We start from the raw sequence: 17,787 nt of genomic DNA, 5'->3' as shown, positions 1-17,787 counted from the left end.
TCACTTGTGGAGCTCTTCGAGCTCGATGTCGATACCGAGCGAGCGGATTTCCTTCACGAGCACGTTGAAGGATTCCGGCATGCCCGCAGCCATTTCGTGGTTGCCGTCGACGATGTTCTTGTACATCTGGTTGCGGCCCTGCACGTCATCCGACTTGACCGTCAGCATTTCCTGCAGGGTGTACGCCGCGCCGTAAGCTTCCAGCGCCCAGACTTCCATTTCGCCGAAGCGCTGGCCGCCGAACTGCGCCTTGCCGCCCAGCGGCTGCTGGGTAACGAGCGAGTACGGACCGGTCGAACGCGCGTGCATCTTGTCGTCGACGAGGTGGTTCAGCTTCAGCATGTGCATGTAGCCGACGGTGACCGGGCGATCGAACGCCTCGCCGGTACGGCCATCGAACAGCACGGTCTGGCCGGATTCCGGCAGGCCTGCCAGCTTCAGCATGTGCTTGATTTCGGTTTCTTCGGCACCGTCGAACACCGGGGTGGCCATCGGCACGCCGTCGCGCAGGTTGTCGGCAAGCTGGACGATCTCGGCATCCGACATCGAGGCGAGATCGACGTGGCGAACCGCGCCTTCCGCACCGGCGTTGCCGTGGTTGTACACCTCGTCGAGGAACTCGCGCAGCTTGGCCGGCTTCTCGTTCGCTTCGATCATGGCCGTGATCTTGTGGCCCAGGCCCTTGGCGGCCCAGCCCAGGTGAACCTCAAGAATCTGACCGATGTTCATACGTGAAGGCACGCCCAGCGGGTTCAGGCAGATGTCGACCGGACGACCGTCGGCGGAGAACGGCATGTCCTCAACCGGCACGATCATCGACACGACACCCTTGTTGCCGTGGCGGCCTGCCATCTTGTCACCCGGCTGGATGCGGCGCTTAACGGCCAGGTAGACCTTGACCATCTTGAGCACGCCCGGTGCGAGGTCGTCGCCCTGGGTGATCTTGCCCTGCTTCTCCTTGAAGCGCTTGTCGAAGTTCTCCTTGTGGCGCTTGACCTGCTCGGCCGCGCGCTCAAGGAACTCGGAGACTTCCTCTTCCTTGACGTTGATCTTGAACCAGTCGTCCTTCTTCAGGCCATCGAGGTAGGCGTCGTCGATCACGGCGCCACGCTTCAGGCCGGCCGGGCCGCTCATCGCGGTCTTGCCGACGAGCTGCGCACGCATACGGGCGTAGATCGCGCCTTCGAGGATGCGGAACTGGTCGTCAAGATCCTTGCGGATACGCTTCAGTTCGGTCTCTTCGATCTGCTTGGCGCGCTTGTCCTTCTCGATGCCGTCACGGGTGAAGACCTGCACGTCGATGACGTTGCCGTCCATGCCCGGGGGCACGCGCAGCGAGCTGTCCTTAACGTCCGAGGCCTTCTCGCCGAAGATGGCGCGCAGGAGCTTTTCTTCCGGCGTGAGCTGGCTCTCGCCCTTCGGCGTAACCTTGCCGACGAGGATGTCGCCCGCCTTCACTTCCGCACCGATGTAGACGATGCCGCTTTCGTCGAGGCGGGCCAGGGCCTGCTCGCCGACGTTCGGGATGTCCGCGGTGATTTCCTCGGCGCCCAGCTTCGTGTCACGGGCGATGCAGGTCATTTCCTCGATGTGGATCGAGGTGTAACGATCTTCCTGCACGACGCGCTCGGAGATGAGGATCGAGTCTTCGAAGTTGTAGCCGTTCCACGGCATGAACGCGACGAGCATGTTCTGGCCGAGCGCGAGCTCGCCCAGGTCGGTCGACGAACCGTCGGCCAGCGTGTCGCCCACGGCCACCACGTCACCCACGTTCACCAGCGGGCGCTGGTTGAGGTTGGTGTTCTGGTTGGAACGGGTGTACTTGGTCAGCGTGTAGATATCGACGCCGGCATCATCGTCGCCCACTTCGGCTTCGTTGACGCGCACGACGATACGGGCGGCATCGACCTGGTCGATGACACCACCACGCTTGGCGGCCACGGTGACGCCCGAATCACGCGCCACGGCGCGCTCGATGCCCGTGCCGACGAGCGGCTTCTGGCTGCGCAGGGTCGGAACGGCCTGGCGCTGCATGTTCGCGCCCATGAGTGCGCGGTTCGCGTCATCGTGCTCGAGGAACGGCACGAGCGCCGCTGCCACCGACACCGTCTGCATGGGCGAGACGTCCATGTAGTTGATCTCGGCCGACGGACGCAGCTCGGACTCGCCACGGAAGCGGCAGGAGACGAAGTCTTCGAGGAACTTGCCTTCCTTCGACAGCGGCGAGTTCGCCTGCGCGATGACGTGGTCGCCCTCTTCGATCGCGGAGAGGTAATCGACCTTGTCGGTGACCTTGCCGTTCTCGACCTTGCGGTACGGCGTCTCGAGGAAGCCGTAGGCGTTGGTGCGGGCGTACACGGCCAGCGAGTTGATCAGGCCGATGTTCGGGCCTTCCGGCGTTTCGATGGTGCAGACGCGACCGTAATGGGTCGGGTGCACGTCGCGGACTTCAAAGCCGGCGCGCTCACGGGTAAGACCACCCGGGCCAAGGGCCGAAACACGGCGCTTGTGGGTGACTTCCGACAGCGGGTTGTTCTGGTCCATGAACTGCGAAAGCTGCGACGAACCGAAGAACTCCTTCACCGCGGCCGCGACCGGCTTGGCGTTGATCAGTTCCTGCGGGGTCAGGCCTTCGGATTCAGCCAGCGACAGGCGCTCGCGCACCGCGCGCTCGACGCGGACGAGACCGATGCGGAAGGTGTTCTCCGCCATTTCGCCGACCGAACGCACGCGACGGTTACCGAGGTGGTCGATATCGTCGACCGTTCCGATGCCGTTGCGGATATCGATGAGCACGCGCAGGACATCGAGGACGTCCGACGTTTCGCCCTGCTCGGCGAGGATGCGCTGGGCTTCCTCTTCCTTGCGCTCGCTGAAGTACTTGTGGTCGTAAAGCACGCCCGGGCCGATGACGTCCTTGCGGCCGACACGGCGGTTGAACTTCATGCGGCCCACGGCCGACAGGTCGTAGCGATCGAAGGTGAAGAACAGGTTGTAGAACAGGTTCTGCGCGGCATCCTTGGTCGGCGGCTCGCCCGGACGCATCATCCGGTAGATTTCGACCAGGGCTTCCAGCTGCGTACGGGTGTTGTCGATGCGCAGCGTGTTCGAGATGTACGCACCGCGATCGAGATCGTTCACGTACAGCGTCGGCACGGTTTCGATACCGGCCTTGCGGAAGTGCTCGAGGTGCTCGAGGGTGAGCTCATCGTTGGCAGCGGCGATGACTTCGCCGGTGTCCTTGTCGATCATGTCGATCGCGACGATGCGGCCGACCGGGTAGTCGTCCGGCACTTCGAGCGTGGCGATCTTCTCGTTGGCCAGCTGGCGAACGTGGCGCGCAGTGATGCGCTTGCCGGCTTCCACCAGCACCTTGCCATCGACCACCAGGTCGAACGAGAGGGTTTCACCGCGCAGGCGCTCGGCGACGAGGTCAAGCGTGACCGCGCCCTTCTTGCCCAGGTGGAACACGTTGTGCTCGAAGAAGATGCTGAGCATCTCTTCGTTGTTGTAGCCCAGCGCGCGCAGCAGCACCGTGACCGGCAGCTTGCGGCGGCGGTCGATACGGGTGAACAGCGCATCCTTCGGGTCGAACTCGAAATCGAGCCACGAACCACGATAAGGAATGACGCGCGCGGAGAACAGCAGCTTGCCCGAGCTGTGGGTCTTGCCACGGTCGTGATCGAAGAACACGCCCGGCGAACGGTGCAGCTGCGAGACGATGACGCGCTCGGTGCCGTTGATGATGAAGGTGCCGGTATCGGTCATGAGCGGAATTTCGCCCATGTAGACCTCCTGCTCCTTCACGTACTTCACGGCCTTCTTCGATGCCGGGCTGTCCTTGTCGTAGATGACCAGGCGCACGGTGGCACGCAGCGGCGCGCCGAAGGTCATGCCACGGTTGCGGCACTCACGCTCATCGAACGCCGGCTCACCAAGGCGATAGTCGACGTATTCCAGCGCGGCATTGCCGGAGTAGCTGGAGATCGGGAACACCGACTTGAGGGCCGCGTGGAGGCCTTTTTCCTCACGCGCCTTCGGGTTGGTGTGCTCCTGGAGGAATTCCTTGTACGAGTCGGTCTGGATCGTCAGCAGGTTGGGCACGCCCAGCACGGGGGGCCGCTTGCCGAAATCCTTGCGGATGCGCTTCTTCTCGGTAAACGAGTAGGTCATGGGTGTTACCGCCTCGGTCTTGGTAGTGCCACCGCTTTACGCGGCGGCTAAAGGTGAATCGAAAATCGGAGATCGGGATTCGAACCGCGGAGCCCGCTGTAGGCAGCTCTCGAATCGCGATGTCCCATTTCCGACGGGATGGAACAGGTACAACGACACACAGGTTCTGGAACGGCCAAAGCCCGGGGGCTTACGCCCCCAGGCCTGGCTTGACGCTAGATCAAACTCGGTGCGCGCAAGGCGCCAATTACTTGAGTTCGACCGTGGCGCCGGCAGCTTCGAGGTCCTTCTTGAACTTCGCAGCGTCTTCCTTCGAAGCAGCTTCCTTCACGACGCCACCGGCTTCGGTGAGGTCCTTGGCTTCCTTCAGGCCCAGGCCGGTGATGGCGCGGACGGCCTTGATCACGTCGACCTTCTTGTCGCCGGCGGACTTCAGGATCACGTCGAACTCGGTCTGCTCTTCAGCAGCGGCAGCGGCCGGACCGGCAGCGGCAACGGCAACCGGAGCGGCAGCCGAGACGCCGAAGGTGTCTTCGATCGACTTCACCAGTTCCATGATTTCCGTCAGGGACTTGGCCTTGATGGCTTCAACGATCTGTTCGGTGGTCAGGGTGGACATTGTTTCTTACCTTCTGAAATGGGTTTCGATGAAAAGAGTCAGCGAGATCAGGCTTCAGCCGGGGCTTCGGCGGCAACTTCGCCACCACCCTGCTTGTCCGCCACGGCCTTGATGGCGCGCGCGAACATCGTGACCGGCTCGGCAAGCACGCGGGCCAGCATGGCCAGGGCTTCTTCGCGGGTCGGCAGCGAGGCCAGCACGTCGACGTGCTTGGCATCGAACAGCTTGCCTTCGATGGAAACGACCTTCGGCTTGAGCTTGTCGTTGGTCTTCGCGAATTCCTTGATCAGGCGGCCAGCGGCGCCCGGTTCCTCGGTCGAAAACGCGTACAGCAGCGGACCGGTCAGGGCGTCAGCGACGACCTCGAACTCGGTACCGGCAACAGCGCGTGCAGCCAGGGTGTTCTTGACAACTTTCAGGAACACGCCCGACTCGCGAGCCTTCTTACGCATCGCGGTCATCTGCGAGACCGTGGTGCCTGCGTATTCGGCAGCGACCAAGGAGTGTGCCTTCGCGGCAACCTCAGCGAGCTCTGCGACTACTTCTTGCTTCTGAGAAAGATTGAGAGCCATTGCACTCCTCCAATTTAATTCCGCTTACGACTCCTGCCGCTTGCGGTCCTGGGCGACATCATCCTGACGTCGGGGACGGGCTACGTCCCGGGGGTGGTGGCCATTCCAGGTTCGAAACGAATCCAGAAGGGGCTGCACCATCTACGCCGGCTGGGCCTTGGGACCCGATTAAGCGAACCCGCTAGCGATGACGGCGGTTCCTTGCCAACACGAGCTCCCTGCTCGTCGCCATCGCGCGCTGATCGCGCCTGCGGTCTTTGACGGCTGCCCGGCATTGCAACCGGGCTGCCCTCAAAAACGTGCCCCCGCCGGCAAGCCGGCGAGGGTCGTAACACTGATTACTTGGCCGAGGTGTTCACGGTCGAGGTATCGACCGGCACGCCCACGCCCATGGTGCTCGACAGCGCAACCTTCTGGATGTACTGGCCCTTCGCGGCAGCCGGCTTGGCCTTCACGAGGTCGCCCAGCAGGGCATTCAGGTTGTCGGCAAGCTGGGCAGCATCGAAGCTGGCCTTGCCGATGGTGGCGTGGATGATGCCACCCTTGTCGTTGCGGAACTTGACCTGGCCGGCCTTGGCGTTCTTGACGGCCGTGGCGACGTCGGCGGTGACCGAGCCATCCTTCGGGTTCGGCATCAGGCCACGGGGACCGAGCACCTGGCCGAGCTTACCGACGACGCGCATGGCGTCCGGCGTAGCAATGACGCGGCCGTAGTTCAGGTCGCCAGCGGCCATCTTCTCGGCCAGGTCGTCCATACCGACGGCGTCGGCGCCAGCGGCGAGCGCGGCATCGGCCTTCTCACCGGCCGGCACGAACACGGCGACGCGAACGGTCTTGCCGGTGCCGTGCGGCAGCAGCGAGGAACCACGAACGCCCTGGTCGGACTTCTTGGCGTCGATGCCGAGGCGGATGGACACGTCCACCGACTCAGCGAACTTGGCCTTGGCGTTGTCCTTGACGATCTTGAGAGCTTCGTCGAGGCCGTAGGTCTTGCCCGGCTGGACGGCGGCCGAAGCGGCCTTCATACGCTTGGTGATCTTTGCCATGTCTTAACCCTCTACCACCAGACCCATGGAACGCGCGCTGCCTGCGATCGTACGCACGGCGGCATCGAGATCAGCAGCCGTGAGATCCGGCTCCTTCTGCTTCGCGATTTCCTCGAGCTGGGCGCGGGTGACCTTGCCCACCTTGTCGGTGTTCGGCTTCTGCGAGCCCTTGGCCACGCCCGTGATCTTCTTGAGGAGGATCGAGGCCGGCGGGGTCTTCGTGATGAAGGTGAAGGTACGGTCCGAGTAGGCCGTGATCACGACCGGGATCGGGAGACCCGGCTCGAGCTTCTGCGTGGCAGCGTTGAACGCCTTGCAGAACTCCATGATGTTCAGGCCGCGCTGGCCGAGGGCGGGACCCACCGGCGGCGACGGGTTGGCCTGACCGGCCTTCACCTGCAACTTGATGTAACCAATGACTTTCTTTGCCATTTCTTATTTCCTCGCGAGTACTGGCGCCTTGCGGCTCCTCGCTGTAGGCCATCCCTGGGGGTGATGGGGCCGCGCTTGCGGACCCCTTAAACACGGGCACGCCGGAGCACAAGGCTCCAGCGTGAACCGGGCATTATAGGCACTTCACACGGCTTATGCAAACGCCGTGCCGGAAGGCTGAAGGACGGGCCTCAGGCCTTCTCGACCTGGCCGAACTCGAGCTCGACCGGGGTGGAACGACCGAAAATGAGCACCGCGACACGCAGGCGGCTCTTTTCGTAGTTAACTTCTTCGACCACGCCGTTAAAGTCGTTGAACGGGCCGTCAGTAACGCGGACCATTTCGCCCGGCTCGAAGAGGACCTTCGGACGGGGCTTCTCAACGCCCTCACGGACGCGGCTCAGGATGGCGTCGGCTTCGGAATCGCGGATCGGGTGCGGGCGATCGGCGGTGCCGCCGATGAAACCCATGACCTTCGGCGTTTCCTTGACCAGGTGCCAGCACTCGTCGTCGATACGCGGCGTCTTGCCGTTGGTATCGGTTTCGATCTGGACCAGGACATAACCCGGGAAGAACTTGCGCTCGCTGCGGCGCTTCTGGCCGCCGCGCATCTCGATGACTTCCTCGGTCGGAACCAGGATCTCACCGAACTTTTCTTCCATGCCCTCGCGCACAACGCGCTCTGCCAGGGCCTTGCGAACCTGCTGTTCGAACCCCGAATAGGCGTGAACCACGTACCAGCGTTTGCTCATGCCTTACCTCAATGTCCGAGCTTGAGCAGCCAATCGAGCACCACCGACTTCAACAGCCAGTCGATGAGCCCCATCAGCAGCGAAAGAATGATGACGACCACGATGATGATACCGGTGGTCTTCAGCGTTTCGTCGCGCGACGGCCAGACGACCTTGCGCAACTCGAACTGCGATTCCGAAAGGAACCCACGCAGCTTACGGCCCGGAGCCGTAAAAGCGCCGATCGCCAGTGCGGCGGCGACGGCTACGATAACGCCAACGCCACGGGCGAGGCCCGGCACATTCGGGTTATCGGAGAAATAGTAGAAACCGGTGATACCGGCGGCGAGCACGATGAAGGCAAGCAGCAGCTTACCGATGTCGGCCGGGCTAGTGCCCTTTGCTTCTTGTGCCTTCGTGTTCATGCGCGCTCGGAAGTGGCACGCCAGGAGGGACTCGAACCCCCAACCTGCGGTTTTGGAGACCGCTGCTCTGCCAATTGAGCTACTGGCGTACAGGTGAAACGTTAAACCGCGAGGGCGGACGACCTTCAGATCGACCGCCCCGCGACAGGGTGCCGCCCCGCAAGGGGGCGGCATCACTTATCTTACTTGAAGATCTTCGACACCACGCCGGCGCCGACGGTGCGGCCACCTTCGCGGATCGCGAAACGCAGACCTTCGTCCATGGCGATCGGGAAGCCCAGCTCAACCGTGATCTTCACGTTGTCGCCCGGCATCACCATCTCGGTGCCTTCCGGCAGCTTGATGGAGCCCGTCACGTCCGTGGTACGGAAGTAGAACTGCGGACGGTAGTTGCTGAAGAACGGGGTGTGGCGGCCGCCCTCGTCCTTCGAAAGCACGTAGATCTCGCCTTCGAAGTGGGTGTGCGGGGTCACGGAACCCGGCTTGGCCAGCACCTGGCCGCGCTCGACGTCTTCACGCTTCAGACCGCGGACCAGCACGCCGACGTTGTCGCCAGCCTGACCCTGGTCGAGCAGCTTGCGGAACATTTCGACACCGGTGACGGTGGTGTTCTGCGTGGCCTTCAGACCGACGACTTCAGCCGCGTCGCCCACCTTGACGATGCCGCGCTCGACACGACCGGTCAGCACGGTACCGCGACCCGAGATCGAGAACACGTCTTCGACCGGCAGCAGGAACGGCTTGTCGATTTCGCGCTGCGGCTCCGGGATCCACGAGTCAAGCGCGTCAACGAGCTTGATGATTGCCGGCACGCCGATGTCGGACTGGTCGCCGTCGAGGGCCAGACGAGCCGAACCCGCGATGATCGGGGTGTCGTCGCCCGGGAACTCGTACTTCGACAGCAGTTCGCGAACTTCCATTTCGACGAGCTCGAGGAGCTCGGCGTCGTCGACCATGTCGGCCTTGTTCAGGAACACGACGATGTACGGCACGCCGACCTGACGCGAGAGCAGGATGTGCTCACGGGTCTGCGGCATCGGGCCGTCAGCGGCCGAGCACACCAGGATCGCGCCGTCCATCTGGGCGGCACCGGTGATCATGTTCTTGACGTAGTCAGCATGGCCCGGGCAATCGACGTGACCGTAGTGACGGGTCGGCGATTCGTATTCCACGTGGGCGGTCGAGATCGTGATGCCGCGCGCCTTCTCTTCCGGCGCTGCGTCGATCGAACCGTAGTCCTTGAACTCACCACCGAAACGCTCTGCACCGACCTTCGTCAGTGCGGCGGTCAGCGTGGTCTTGCCGTGGTCGACGTGACCGATGGTGCCGACGTTGACGTGCGGCTTGGTGCGCTCGAACTTACCCTTTGCCATGAGACCTAAACTCCCGTTGGAGTCAAATTGAAGAAAAAAAGGAACCGTCGCGAACGACGAGAATGGTGCTCATGACTGGAATCGAACCAGCGACCTCTTCCTTACCAAGGAAGTGCTCTACCGACTGAGCTACATGAGCACATGACGCAGCGCGCGGAGGATCAATGGAGCGGGAGACGGGAATCGAACCCGCACAATCAGCTTGGAAGGCTGAAGTTCTACCATTGAACTACTCCCGCACTGCGCGGAACTCGTATGGTGGAGGAAGGTGGATTCGAACCACCGAAGGCGTAAGCCAGCAGATTTACAGTCTGCCCCCGTTGGCCGCTTGGGTATTCCTCCAACAAAGAACGCCTATTGTCGCGAGCACCCCCGAAACTGTCAACAACTTCCGCACGCTACGAACACATGCGATGACCGCTTCGGGAAGCCCGGACACACCGCCAGTACGGGTGGCTGGCAGGTGGGCCGCGCACTATACCGTGGTGTCGCGGGGTTGTGAAGCATCGCGCACTCAGATCTCCCGGGTCTTCTGAACCAATGGCTCCATGGCGCGGGACATTTCCATCAGTTTCAGGGCGTACTCCTGCAGGCGCAGGTCGCGCTCCTCCACCGGAACCCAGGCGGGCACCGGGGTCGGCTTGCCGCCATCGGGCTTATCCATGGCCACGAACACCATGACGCAGCTGGTGGCCAGCCGCGGCTCGCCGCTACGCAGGTCCTTCGCGAGGACATCCACCGCGAGGTGCATGCTGGAGGTGCCGGTATGGATCAAGCGGGCCCGCACCGTGACCAGGTCGCCGATCAGGATGGGCGCGAGGAACTGGATGCCGCTGACCGATACCGTGACGCAATACGCCCCGCTCCAGCCCACCGCGCAGGCGTAGCCGGCCTGGTCGATCCACTTCATCACCATGCCGCCGTGCACCTTGCCACCGAAATTCACATCGGTGGGCTGGGCCAGGAAACGGAATTCAACATCACGCTGGGAGCCGGGCATGCCCTTACCTTGCTGGGGAACAACGCACATTATGGCGCCCGGGCGGCTTGTCGCCACGCCCCGGGCGGCATAGATTCGGTGTAACCCTCCCCTGGAGCCACCCCATGGTCCTTCGCAGCATCGCCTCGCGACTGGCCCTGGGCGTCCTGGTGGGCTCGGCTATCGTGCTGATCGTCACCGGCGGCCTGCTCCTGAGCCACACACGCGGGCAGATGCTGCGGCAGGCCCAGAGCGAGGCGGCCGCCGTGTCAGACGCGGCGGCGACCCGCATCCAGGGCCGCATCGATGCGGTGGCCAAGGTCGCCCAGGTGGTGGCCGGCGTGCTCAGCACCCGCCGCGACCAGGCCCCGGGCGTGATCCACGACATACTGGCCGTCAACCCGGAACTGGTGGATATCAGCGCGGCCTTCGTGCCACGCGATGTGAACCACCTGCGGCCCGAAGACGCCCCCGTGGCCCGCCGCGACGGCGACGGGCGCCTCGTGGCGGCGGACCGGCTTTCCGATCCGGAGCCTTACTGGAGCTCACCCTGGTTCGTGCGCGGCCTCAACTGTGACCATGGCTGCTGGCAACCCCCTTTCCGCTCGGCGGCCCGTGAAGAGACCTTGATCGGCTATTCCGTCGCCATCCCGGGCAAGGACGTGCCGGTGATCGGGGTGGCGGATGCCACGATCAGCCTGGGCTGGTTGCAGCAACTGCTCGGCGAGCTGGCCAAGCCGGAACACGCATCGGCGTTCGTCGCGGATGCCAACGGGGATTTCCTCGCCCATGACTGGCGCTCGTACATCGGCACCCGTGGGAGCAAACCGCTGCTGCAGGCCATCGCGAACAAGCAGAACCCGGTGCGCATCACCCCCGAGGACGGTGGCCGCGTCAGCGAGCCGGTATGGGTGTATTTCGTACCCATTCGCGGTACCCGGTGGACGTTCGGGCTCTCGATGCCCGAGCGCCAGGTGCTCGCCGACCTGCGCCACACCTACTACATCGACGTACTGCTGGGCGTGCTCGCCTTGATGGGCGTATCGCTCATCACCCTTGTAATCACCCGCCGCCTGATGGCGCCGCTTACGGTGCTTGCCGACCGCGCCGAGAACGTATCGCGCGGCGACCTGGATTTCGTCCTGCCTGAAGTGCGCCGCAACGATGACGTAGGCCGGCTTACCCGCGCCTTCGACCAGATGCGCCACCAGCTCGCCGGCCATATCGATACCGCGCAGCGGATTGCCCGCGACCAGGCGCGCATGACCAGCGAGCTCGAGATCGCCGGGCAGATCCAGCTAGCGCTCATTCCCGATCCGCACTGGATCACGGATGACGGCAGCCTTGAGGTACACGCCGCACTGCGCCCTGCCAGCGCCGTCGGCGGCGATTTGTACATGTATTTCCCGCTGGGTACGCGCCACGTCTGCGTCATGGTGGGTGATGTCTCCGACAAGGGCATCCCTGCCGCACTGTTCATGGCGCGCACCATCACACTGGCCCGCACGATCGCCACGCATGCGCGATCGCCCAGCGACATCCTTGGCACGCTCAATCGCGAACTGTGCAAGGGCAACGACACCTGCATGTTCGTGACGCTGCTCTGCGGTGTCATCGAAACCGAAACCGGCTTGCTCTCGCTCGCCAGCGCGGGCCACGAGCAACCGGTGTTGCATGCGGGCGGTAGCGCCATCCTTGTCGATGTGGAGACCGGCCCTGCACTCGGCCTTGATCGCGAAGCGGAGTACCCTGTACGCGTACTTTCGCTGTTAGGGGGCGATACGTTGCTGATGTACACCGATGGCGTCAGCGAGGCGCATGCAGGCAATCAGCGCCTGTACGGCACTCACGCCCTGCTCGATAGCGTGGGGCGGATCGACGAAGGGGCCAGCCCGGAGACCTATGTTGACCGGGTCCTGGAGGACGTGGACGCCTACACGGCGGGTGCACCCGCGTACGACGATATCGCGCTGCTCGTGCTGACCTGGCATGACACCGGCGCTGAGGGGGCGCGGATCCATGCGGTTGTGCATTCCTAACCGGCTGGAGGATGTGTTCCAGGCCCTGGAGCACGCCGAAACCGTCCTCGATCACGCCGACGTCCACGACGCCTGCCGCGCCGACGTGCGCCTGGTGCTCGAAGAATTGCTGGTAAACACGGTGCGCCACGGGTACCCCGACGGCCGGCACGGCACGATCGAGATCAAGCTCGAGGCCTGCATCAGCGCCGTGCGGCTGGAGCTGCGCGATGACGGCAAACCGTTCAACCCCCTGAAGCATGACCCACCCGACCTGCCCGGCGACCTGGCCGACCGCGAGATCGGCGGCCTGGGCCTGCACCTGGCGCGTAGCATCGCTACCGATTTTGAGTATGCACGCGACGCACACGGCAATCGTGTCGTTATTCGCTTTGATCCCACCTTGTCCGACGAGTCTTCCCCATGACCCTGATCGTCCGCAGCGAAAGCCCCACTCCCGAGCGCAGCACCGTCTGGCTCGAAGGGCGCCTCGATGCCAATACGTTTACCGATCTGGATGATGCCCTGCGCGATATCACGCCGATGGTCGACAACAACGGCACACTGGTGCTCGACCTCTCGCAGCTGGAATACATCAGCAGCGCCGGCCTGCGCAGCCTGGCCCAGCTACGCAAGCAGATGCACGACCGCGGCGGTCGCACGCTGCTGCTCAACCCGCAGCCGCAGGTGAAGAAGGTGTTCGATATCGTGAAGGCCGTGCCGGTGAAAGAGGTGTTCGCCAGCGTCGCGGAGCTGGATCAGTATCTCGATCACATCCAGCGCACGGTTTCCGGGCAGAACTGAGCGATACCGATCGCGAAGCGGCGATGCGGGAACTTACGAGCCAGCCGAATCCGCCAGATTCCCGCGCAACATCTCCAACTGGCGCTTCAGGCTAACCAGCGTCTCGACATCACATCCGCTCGCGCAGAACACGCCGGTGGGCACGTCGCCGGCTTTCGACTGCAGCGCCCTGCCCTCGTCGGTCAGCGTCACGATCACCTGGCGCTCGTCCAGCGTGCTTCGGGTCCGGGCCACGAGGCCCGCTGTCTGCAACCGCTTCAACAGCGGCGTCAACGTCGCCGAATCCAGGAATAGCCGCTCGCCCAGCTCCGATACCGTGATGCCATCCCGCTCCCAAAGCACCAGCATGACCAGGTACTGCGGGTACGTCAGGTCCAGCTTCGCCAGCAACTGGCGGTACACCTTGCCCATGGCCAGGTTGGCCGAGTAGAGGGCAAAGCACAGCTGCCCGTCGAGCGTGCGCGGGGGCTGGAGGCCTTCAGTGGATGATTCGGCGGTCATGACCCGAATGTAGGGTCGGGCTTATTCGATTGCAAGCGATTGAATTGCGCGACCACTCGACCTGCGATGGCGAGCCCCGGCTTCATCCGTATCGGCTGGCCTGGTCCAATCACGCCTGGGCGGCGAATCTGGCAACATCTCACGAGGAGGAACGCCTGCATGCACTGGCTCGACGGACTTTTCGGCTGGACAGACGTCATTGATCTGGTGCACACAGTGGTACGGTCGATCCCCGCAGCCCTGATGTTCCCGGTCGTGTTTATCATCGTGCAGGGGCTGATGACCGTTGGCGATGCCCATGACATGGGTAACGCCGCGGCCATCCGTGCCGCCCTCCACGGATCGCATTGCGACGCGCACGGCTTGTCGTGGTCGCTCGGGGTAGCGCTGGTATTTACCCTATGGGGCGTCATGGCGCGCAAGGTATACAACGGCTGACGGCGACGTCGCAGGACGTGATCGCGCGCGAGCCAAAAAAAACCCCGCCAGGGCGGGGTTTCTTCATTCAGACGTTGAAGCGGAAGTGGAGTACGTCGCCTTCCTTCACGATGTAATCCTTACCTTCCAGCCTGAGGCGGCCGGCTTCCTTCGCGCCCTGCTCGCCCTTGTACTTGATGTAATCGTCGTAGGCGACGGTTTCGGCGCGGATGAAGCCGCGCTCGAAGTCGGTATGGATGACGCCGGCGGCCTGCGGCGCGGTCGAACCCGCACGCACCTGCCATGCGCGAACTTCCTTCTCGCCGGCGGTGAAGTAGGTCTGCAGGCCCAGCAGCTTGTAGCCGGCGCGGATGACGCGGTTCAGGCCCGGCTCTTCCAGGCCCATGCTCTGCAGGAATTCGTCACGCTCCGCATCTTCCAGCTGCGACAGCTCTTCCTCGATAGCGGCACACACCGGCACCACCTCGGCGCCCTCTTCCACCGCGCGAGCGCGGACGGCATCGAGGTGCGGGTTATTTTCGAAGCCATCTTCCGCCACGTTGGCGATGTACATCAGCGGCTTCATGGTGATGAGGAACATGTCGCGCACGAGCGCCTTTTCCTCGGCATCGAGGCCGGCGGCGCGGGCGCTCTTGCCCTGGTCCAGTGCCTTGGCGAGCTTCTCGAGCACCGGCTTGCGGGCGAGCGCGTCCTTGTCGTTGGCCTTGGCCGAGCGCGTGGCGCGGTCCAGTGCCTTCAGCACGGATTCCAGGTCGGCCAGCGCCAGCTCGGTATCGATGGTTTCGATGTCGGCAATCGGATCGACCTTGTTGGCGACGTGGATGATGTTGCCATCCTCGAAGCAGCGCACGACGTGCGCGATCGCGTCCGTCTCGCGGATGTGCGCAAGGAACTTGTTGCCCAGGCCTTCACCCTTCGAGGCGCCAGCCACCAGGCCGGCGATATCCACGAATTCCATGGTGGTCGGGATGATCTTCTGCGGCTTCACGATATCCGACAGCGCGCCCAGGCGCGGATCGGGCACCGGGACGATGCCGGTGTTCGGCTCGATCGTGCAGAACGGGAAGTTGGCCGACGCGATGCCCGCCTTGGTCAGCGCATTGAACAGGGTGGACTTGCCGACGTTAGGCAGGCCGACGATGCCGCATTTGATGCCCATGGAGCGATGCTCTCACTTTGGTTCGCAATGATGAGGCTTACGGAGCATCGCTCGGTAAGTCGGGCCTTCGGCCCTTGTAGGTCGGCCGCTCCGCGGCCTGTGAATCGTCAGGGTGAGAGCCTTCGTGAGGCTGGGCCCTGACACTTCACGATTTACGATTTACGTCCTCACGCTTCACGCCGGCGTGTGCAGCCGTTTCATGGCTTCCTCGAACTTGCCTGACAGCGCCAAAGGCAGCACGTCGAAAGCACGTCCCAAGCCGGCCATGATGGCGTCTTCGTCAGCCGCGCCAGGGCGGCCGAGCACCCACGAGGTGACCTTGTCCTTGTGCCCCGGATGGCCGATGCCGATCCGCAGGCGATGGAATTTGCCGTGCCCCAGGTGGGCCACGATATCGCGCAAGCCGTTCTGGCCGCCGTGGCCGCCATCGAACTTCATGCGGACGGTGCCGGGCGGAAGATCGAGCTCGTCGTGGGCGACGAGGCATTCTTCCGGCGCGATCTTGTAGTAGCGCAGCGCCGAGGCGACCGCGATGCCACTCTTGTTCATGAACGTGGCGGGTTTCAGGAGCCAGACCGCCTCGCCGCCGATGCGCACCTTGCAGGTTTCCCCATGCAACTTGCCATCGAACGACCAGCGTTCCCCCTGGTCCATGGCCAGGGCATCCACACACCAAAACCCGGCGTTATGCCGGGTCCTGACGTATTCGGCCCCGGGGTTACCGAGGCCGACGATAAGACGGATCGAAGCCATCTGCCGTAACGGAACGTCCCGCGGCGCGGTGCGCCGCAGGACGTAAGCCGATTACTTCTTCTCTTCGCCCGAAGCGTCGCCAGCGGCGCCTTCGGCCGTCGGGTCGACTTCTTCCTGGATCGAGGCGACGGTGACGACGGCAACGTCGTGCTCCTTGCCCAGGCCCAGTTCCGGCACTTCCACGCCCTTCGGCAGCTTCAGGTCCGAGAGGTGGACGATGTCGCCGGCCTTCAGGTTGGCGAGGTCGAGTTCGATGAACTCCGGCAGGTCCTTCGGCAGGCACGACACGGTGACTTCCGTGAGGTTGTGCGAAATGACCAGGCCAGCGGTCTTGCCAGCCGGGCTCTTTTCCTGGTTCAGGAAGTGCACCGGCACGGCGACGCGAACGGCTTCGTTCTCGTTAACGCGCTGGAAATCCATGTGCAGCATGAGCTGCTTGAACGGGTGCTTCTGCCAGTCCTTGATCAGGACCTTCTGAGCCTTGCCGTCGACGGTCAGGTCGATCACCGACGAGTAGAACGACTCAAAACGCGAGCCGAGCAGGATGTCGTTGTGAAGGATCTGGATCGCCTGCGGTTCGGCGCCAGCGCCGTACACGATAGCCGGCACGTAGCCCGCGGTACGAAGGCGGCGGCTCGCACCCTTCCCTTCGATCTTGCGGCTCGTGGCGGTGAGCTTGTGGTTGGTAGCCATGGTGTTGCCTCAAGTAATACCGCCTCGCGGCGGTAGGTAAAGGACTCCCCCGCGACCAGGGGAGCCCGAAAAACGGTGGATCAGTCGATGTAGAGCGAGCTCACCGATTCGCCATAGGCGATGCGGCGGATCGTCTCCGCGAGCAGTTCCGCGACCGACAACTGGCGGATTTTCGCACAGTTACGGGCGTTGTCGCGCAGCGGCAGCGTATTGGTCACGACCAGCTGGTCGAGCTGGGAGTTCTCAATGTTGTCGATCGCGGCGCCCGAAAGCACCGGGTGCACGCAGTACGCGACGACCTTGCGGGCGCCCTTTTCCTTCAGCGCCGCCGCAGCGGCGCAGAGCGTGCCGGCGGTGTCGACAATGTCGTCCACCAGTACGCAGGTCTTGCCTTCCACGTCACCGATGATGTTCATGACCGTAGCCACGTTCGCCTTCGGGCGGCGCTTGTCGATGATGGCCAGGTCGGCGTCGTCCAGGCGCTTGGCGAGCGCACGCGCACGCACCACACCGCCGACATCCGGGCTGACCACGATCAGGTCATCCATGCTGTGGTGACGCCAGATGTCGGCCAGGAGCACCGGCGAGGCATACACGTTATCGACCGGGATATCGAAAAAGCCCTGGATCTGGTCCGCGTGCAGATCGATCGTGAGCACGCGATCCGCACCCGCGGTCGCAATCATCTTGGCGGCCAGCTTCGCCGTGATCGGCACACGCGCGGAGCGCGGGCGGCGATCCTGGCGGGCGTAGCCGAAATACGGCATCACCGCGGTCACACTACCGGCCGAGGCGCGCTTGAGCGCATCCACCAGCACCAGCAGGTCGAACAGGTTTTCCGCGCTGGGAGCGCCCGTCGGCTGGATGACGAACACTTCCTGCTTACGTACGTTTTCTTCGATCTCGATCTGGGCTTCGCCATCGCTGAAGCGGCCGATCAGGGCCTTGCCCAGCGGAATGCCGAGGCGTGCGGCGACATCGTCGGCAAGCGCACGGTGCGCATTACCTGAGAAAAGCATCGGGGTGGACGTGTCCACGGAGACTCCTGGATGAGAACAGTTAGGTTGAATC

Annotated in this window: 18 protein-coding genes and 4 tRNA genes; 4 read left to right on the top strand and 18 right to left on the bottom strand. The window is 63.6% G+C overall.

The window, feature by feature from the left end; genetic code table 11:
• The 13 genes from rpoB to L2Y97_RS05005 all read right to left on the bottom strand — a co-directional run bounded on the left by rpoB (window position 1) and on the right by L2Y97_RS05005 (window position 10,371).
• Window positions 1–4,173: a DNA-directed RNA polymerase subunit beta gene (rpoB, locus tag L2Y97_RS05065; RefSeq protein WP_247433810.1), complete on the bottom strand. Its 4,173-nt coding sequence runs from the start codon at window positions 4,171–4,173 to the stop codon at window positions 1–3.
• A gap of 247 nt (window positions 4,174–4,420) precedes the next feature.
• Complete coding sequence (gene rplL, locus L2Y97_RS05060; protein ID WP_144917075.1) at window positions 4,421–4,792, bottom strand: 50S ribosomal protein L7/L12; 372 nt, start codon at window positions 4,790–4,792, stop codon at window positions 4,421–4,423.
• Window positions 4,793–4,839: 47 nt separating this feature from the next.
• Window positions 4,840–5,364 (bottom strand): 50S ribosomal protein L10, encoded by a 525-nt coding sequence (gene rplJ, locus L2Y97_RS05055; protein ID WP_247433808.1) that lies wholly within the window; start codon window positions 5,362–5,364, stop codon window positions 4,840–4,842.
• Window positions 5,365–5,702: 338 nt separating this feature from the next.
• Window positions 5,703–6,410, bottom strand: coding sequence for a 50S ribosomal protein L1 (rplA, locus tag L2Y97_RS05050; RefSeq protein ID WP_247333636.1), 708 nt, complete (start codon window positions 6,408–6,410; stop codon window positions 5,703–5,705).
• 3 nt (window positions 6,411–6,413) lie between these two features.
• Window positions 6,414–6,842 carry a 50S ribosomal protein L11 gene (gene rplK, locus L2Y97_RS05045; RefSeq protein ID WP_045829444.1) on the bottom strand — a complete coding sequence of 143 codons (429 nt, stop codon included), beginning with the start codon at window positions 6,840–6,842 and terminating at the stop codon, window positions 6,414–6,416.
• A 191-nt stretch (window positions 6,843–7,033) separates the two neighbouring features.
• Entirely contained in the window at window positions 7,034–7,594 is a 561-nt protein-coding gene (nusG, locus tag L2Y97_RS05040; protein WP_247433805.1) for a transcription termination/antitermination protein NusG, read from the bottom strand.
• An 8-nt stretch (window positions 7,595–7,602) separates the two neighbouring features.
• Window positions 7,603–7,998, bottom strand: coding sequence for a preprotein translocase subunit SecE (secE, locus tag L2Y97_RS05035; RefSeq protein ID WP_247433802.1), 396 nt, complete (start codon window positions 7,996–7,998; stop codon window positions 7,603–7,605).
• Between the two features lie 13 nt (window positions 7,999–8,011).
• Window positions 8,012–8,087 (bottom strand) — tRNA-Trp (locus tag L2Y97_RS05030).
• Between the two features lie 93 nt (window positions 8,088–8,180).
• Complete coding sequence (gene tuf, locus L2Y97_RS05025; RefSeq protein WP_247433799.1) at window positions 8,181–9,371, bottom strand: elongation factor Tu; 1,191 nt, start codon at window positions 9,369–9,371, stop codon at window positions 8,181–8,183.
• A 63-nt stretch (window positions 9,372–9,434) separates the two neighbouring features.
• Window positions 9,435–9,510, bottom strand: a tRNA-Thr gene (locus tag L2Y97_RS05020).
• Window positions 9,511–9,536: 26 nt separating this feature from the next.
• Window positions 9,537–9,610 (bottom strand) — tRNA-Gly (locus L2Y97_RS05015).
• Between the two features lie 17 nt (window positions 9,611–9,627).
• A tRNA-Tyr gene (locus L2Y97_RS05010) sits at window positions 9,628–9,713 on the bottom strand.
• 172 nt (window positions 9,714–9,885) lie between these two features.
• The gene (locus tag L2Y97_RS05005; RefSeq protein ID WP_247433796.1) at window positions 9,886–10,371 is read right to left on the bottom strand and encodes an acyl-CoA thioesterase; all 486 of its coding nucleotides are present in this window, start codon (window positions 10,369–10,371) and stop codon (window positions 9,886–9,888) included.
• A gap of 104 nt (window positions 10,372–10,475) precedes the next feature.
• Here L2Y97_RS05005 and L2Y97_RS05000 point away from each other — a divergent pair, with 104 nt between their 5' ends.
• Genes L2Y97_RS05000 through L2Y97_RS04990 form a run of 3 tightly spaced genes read left to right on the top strand, consistent with a single transcriptional unit; the run spans window position 10,476 to window position 13,172 of the window.
• Complete coding sequence (locus tag L2Y97_RS05000) at window positions 10,476–12,389, top strand: SpoIIE family protein phosphatase (RefSeq protein WP_247433793.1); 1,914 nt, start codon at window positions 10,476–10,478, stop codon at window positions 12,387–12,389.
• Entirely contained in the window at window positions 12,370–12,795 is a 426-nt protein-coding gene (locus tag L2Y97_RS04995) for an ATP-binding protein (RefSeq protein WP_247433790.1), read from the top strand. The genes L2Y97_RS05000 and L2Y97_RS04995 overlap by 20 nt, the downstream gene beginning before the upstream one ends.
• On the top strand, window positions 12,792–13,172 hold the full coding sequence (locus tag L2Y97_RS04990; RefSeq protein WP_247433787.1) for an STAS domain-containing protein: 381 nt from the start codon (window positions 12,792–12,794) through the stop codon (window positions 13,170–13,172). Before L2Y97_RS04995 ends, L2Y97_RS04990 begins: the two co-directional genes overlap by 4 nt.
• A gap of 33 nt (window positions 13,173–13,205) precedes the next feature.
• On the opposite strand, the gene L2Y97_RS04985 is transcribed toward L2Y97_RS04990, so the two are convergent.
• Window positions 13,206–13,673, bottom strand: a complete 468-nt coding sequence (locus L2Y97_RS04985; protein WP_247433784.1) for a MarR family winged helix-turn-helix transcriptional regulator — start codon at window positions 13,671–13,673, stop codon at window positions 13,206–13,208.
• Window positions 13,674–13,832: 159 nt separating this feature from the next.
• On the opposite strand from L2Y97_RS04985, the gene L2Y97_RS04980 reads away from it, so the two are divergent.
• A complete protein-coding gene (locus tag L2Y97_RS04980) occupies window positions 13,833–14,111 on the top strand; it encodes a hypothetical protein (RefSeq protein ID WP_247433781.1) in 279 nt (92 codons plus the stop codon).
• 67 nt (window positions 14,112–14,178) lie between these two features.
• Here L2Y97_RS04980 and ychF read toward each other — a convergent pair whose 3' ends face one another.
• The 4 genes from ychF to L2Y97_RS04960 all read right to left on the bottom strand — a co-directional run bounded on the left by ychF (window position 14,179) and on the right by L2Y97_RS04960 (window position 17,735).
• Window positions 14,179–15,270: a redox-regulated ATPase YchF gene (gene ychF, locus L2Y97_RS04975; RefSeq protein WP_247433779.1), complete on the bottom strand. Its 1,092-nt coding sequence runs from the start codon at window positions 15,268–15,270 to the stop codon at window positions 14,179–14,181.
• Window positions 15,271–15,444: 174 nt separating this feature from the next.
• The gene (pth, locus tag L2Y97_RS04970) at window positions 15,445–16,023 is read right to left on the bottom strand and encodes an aminoacyl-tRNA hydrolase (protein ID WP_247433776.1); all 579 of its coding nucleotides are present in this window, start codon (window positions 16,021–16,023) and stop codon (window positions 15,445–15,447) included.
• 51 nt (window positions 16,024–16,074) lie between these two features.
• Window positions 16,075–16,716 carry a 50S ribosomal protein L25/general stress protein Ctc gene (locus L2Y97_RS04965; RefSeq protein ID WP_247433773.1) on the bottom strand — a complete coding sequence of 214 codons (642 nt, stop codon included), beginning with the start codon at window positions 16,714–16,716 and terminating at the stop codon, window positions 16,075–16,077.
• A gap of 80 nt (window positions 16,717–16,796) precedes the next feature.
• Window positions 16,797–17,735, bottom strand: coding sequence for a ribose-phosphate diphosphokinase (locus L2Y97_RS04960; RefSeq protein ID WP_247436705.1), 939 nt, complete (start codon window positions 17,733–17,735; stop codon window positions 16,797–16,799).
• Between the last annotated feature and the right edge of the window lie 52 nt (window positions 17,736–17,787).

This window comes from Luteibacter aegosomatissinici (assembly GCF_023078495.1).
In the GTDB taxonomy this organism is placed as follows: domain Bacteria; phylum Pseudomonadota; class Gammaproteobacteria; order Xanthomonadales; family Rhodanobacteraceae; genus Luteibacter; species Luteibacter aegosomatissinici.
The sequence above is the reverse complement of the archived record's forward strand: the minus strand, read 5'-3'. Positions and strand labels throughout refer to the sequence as shown.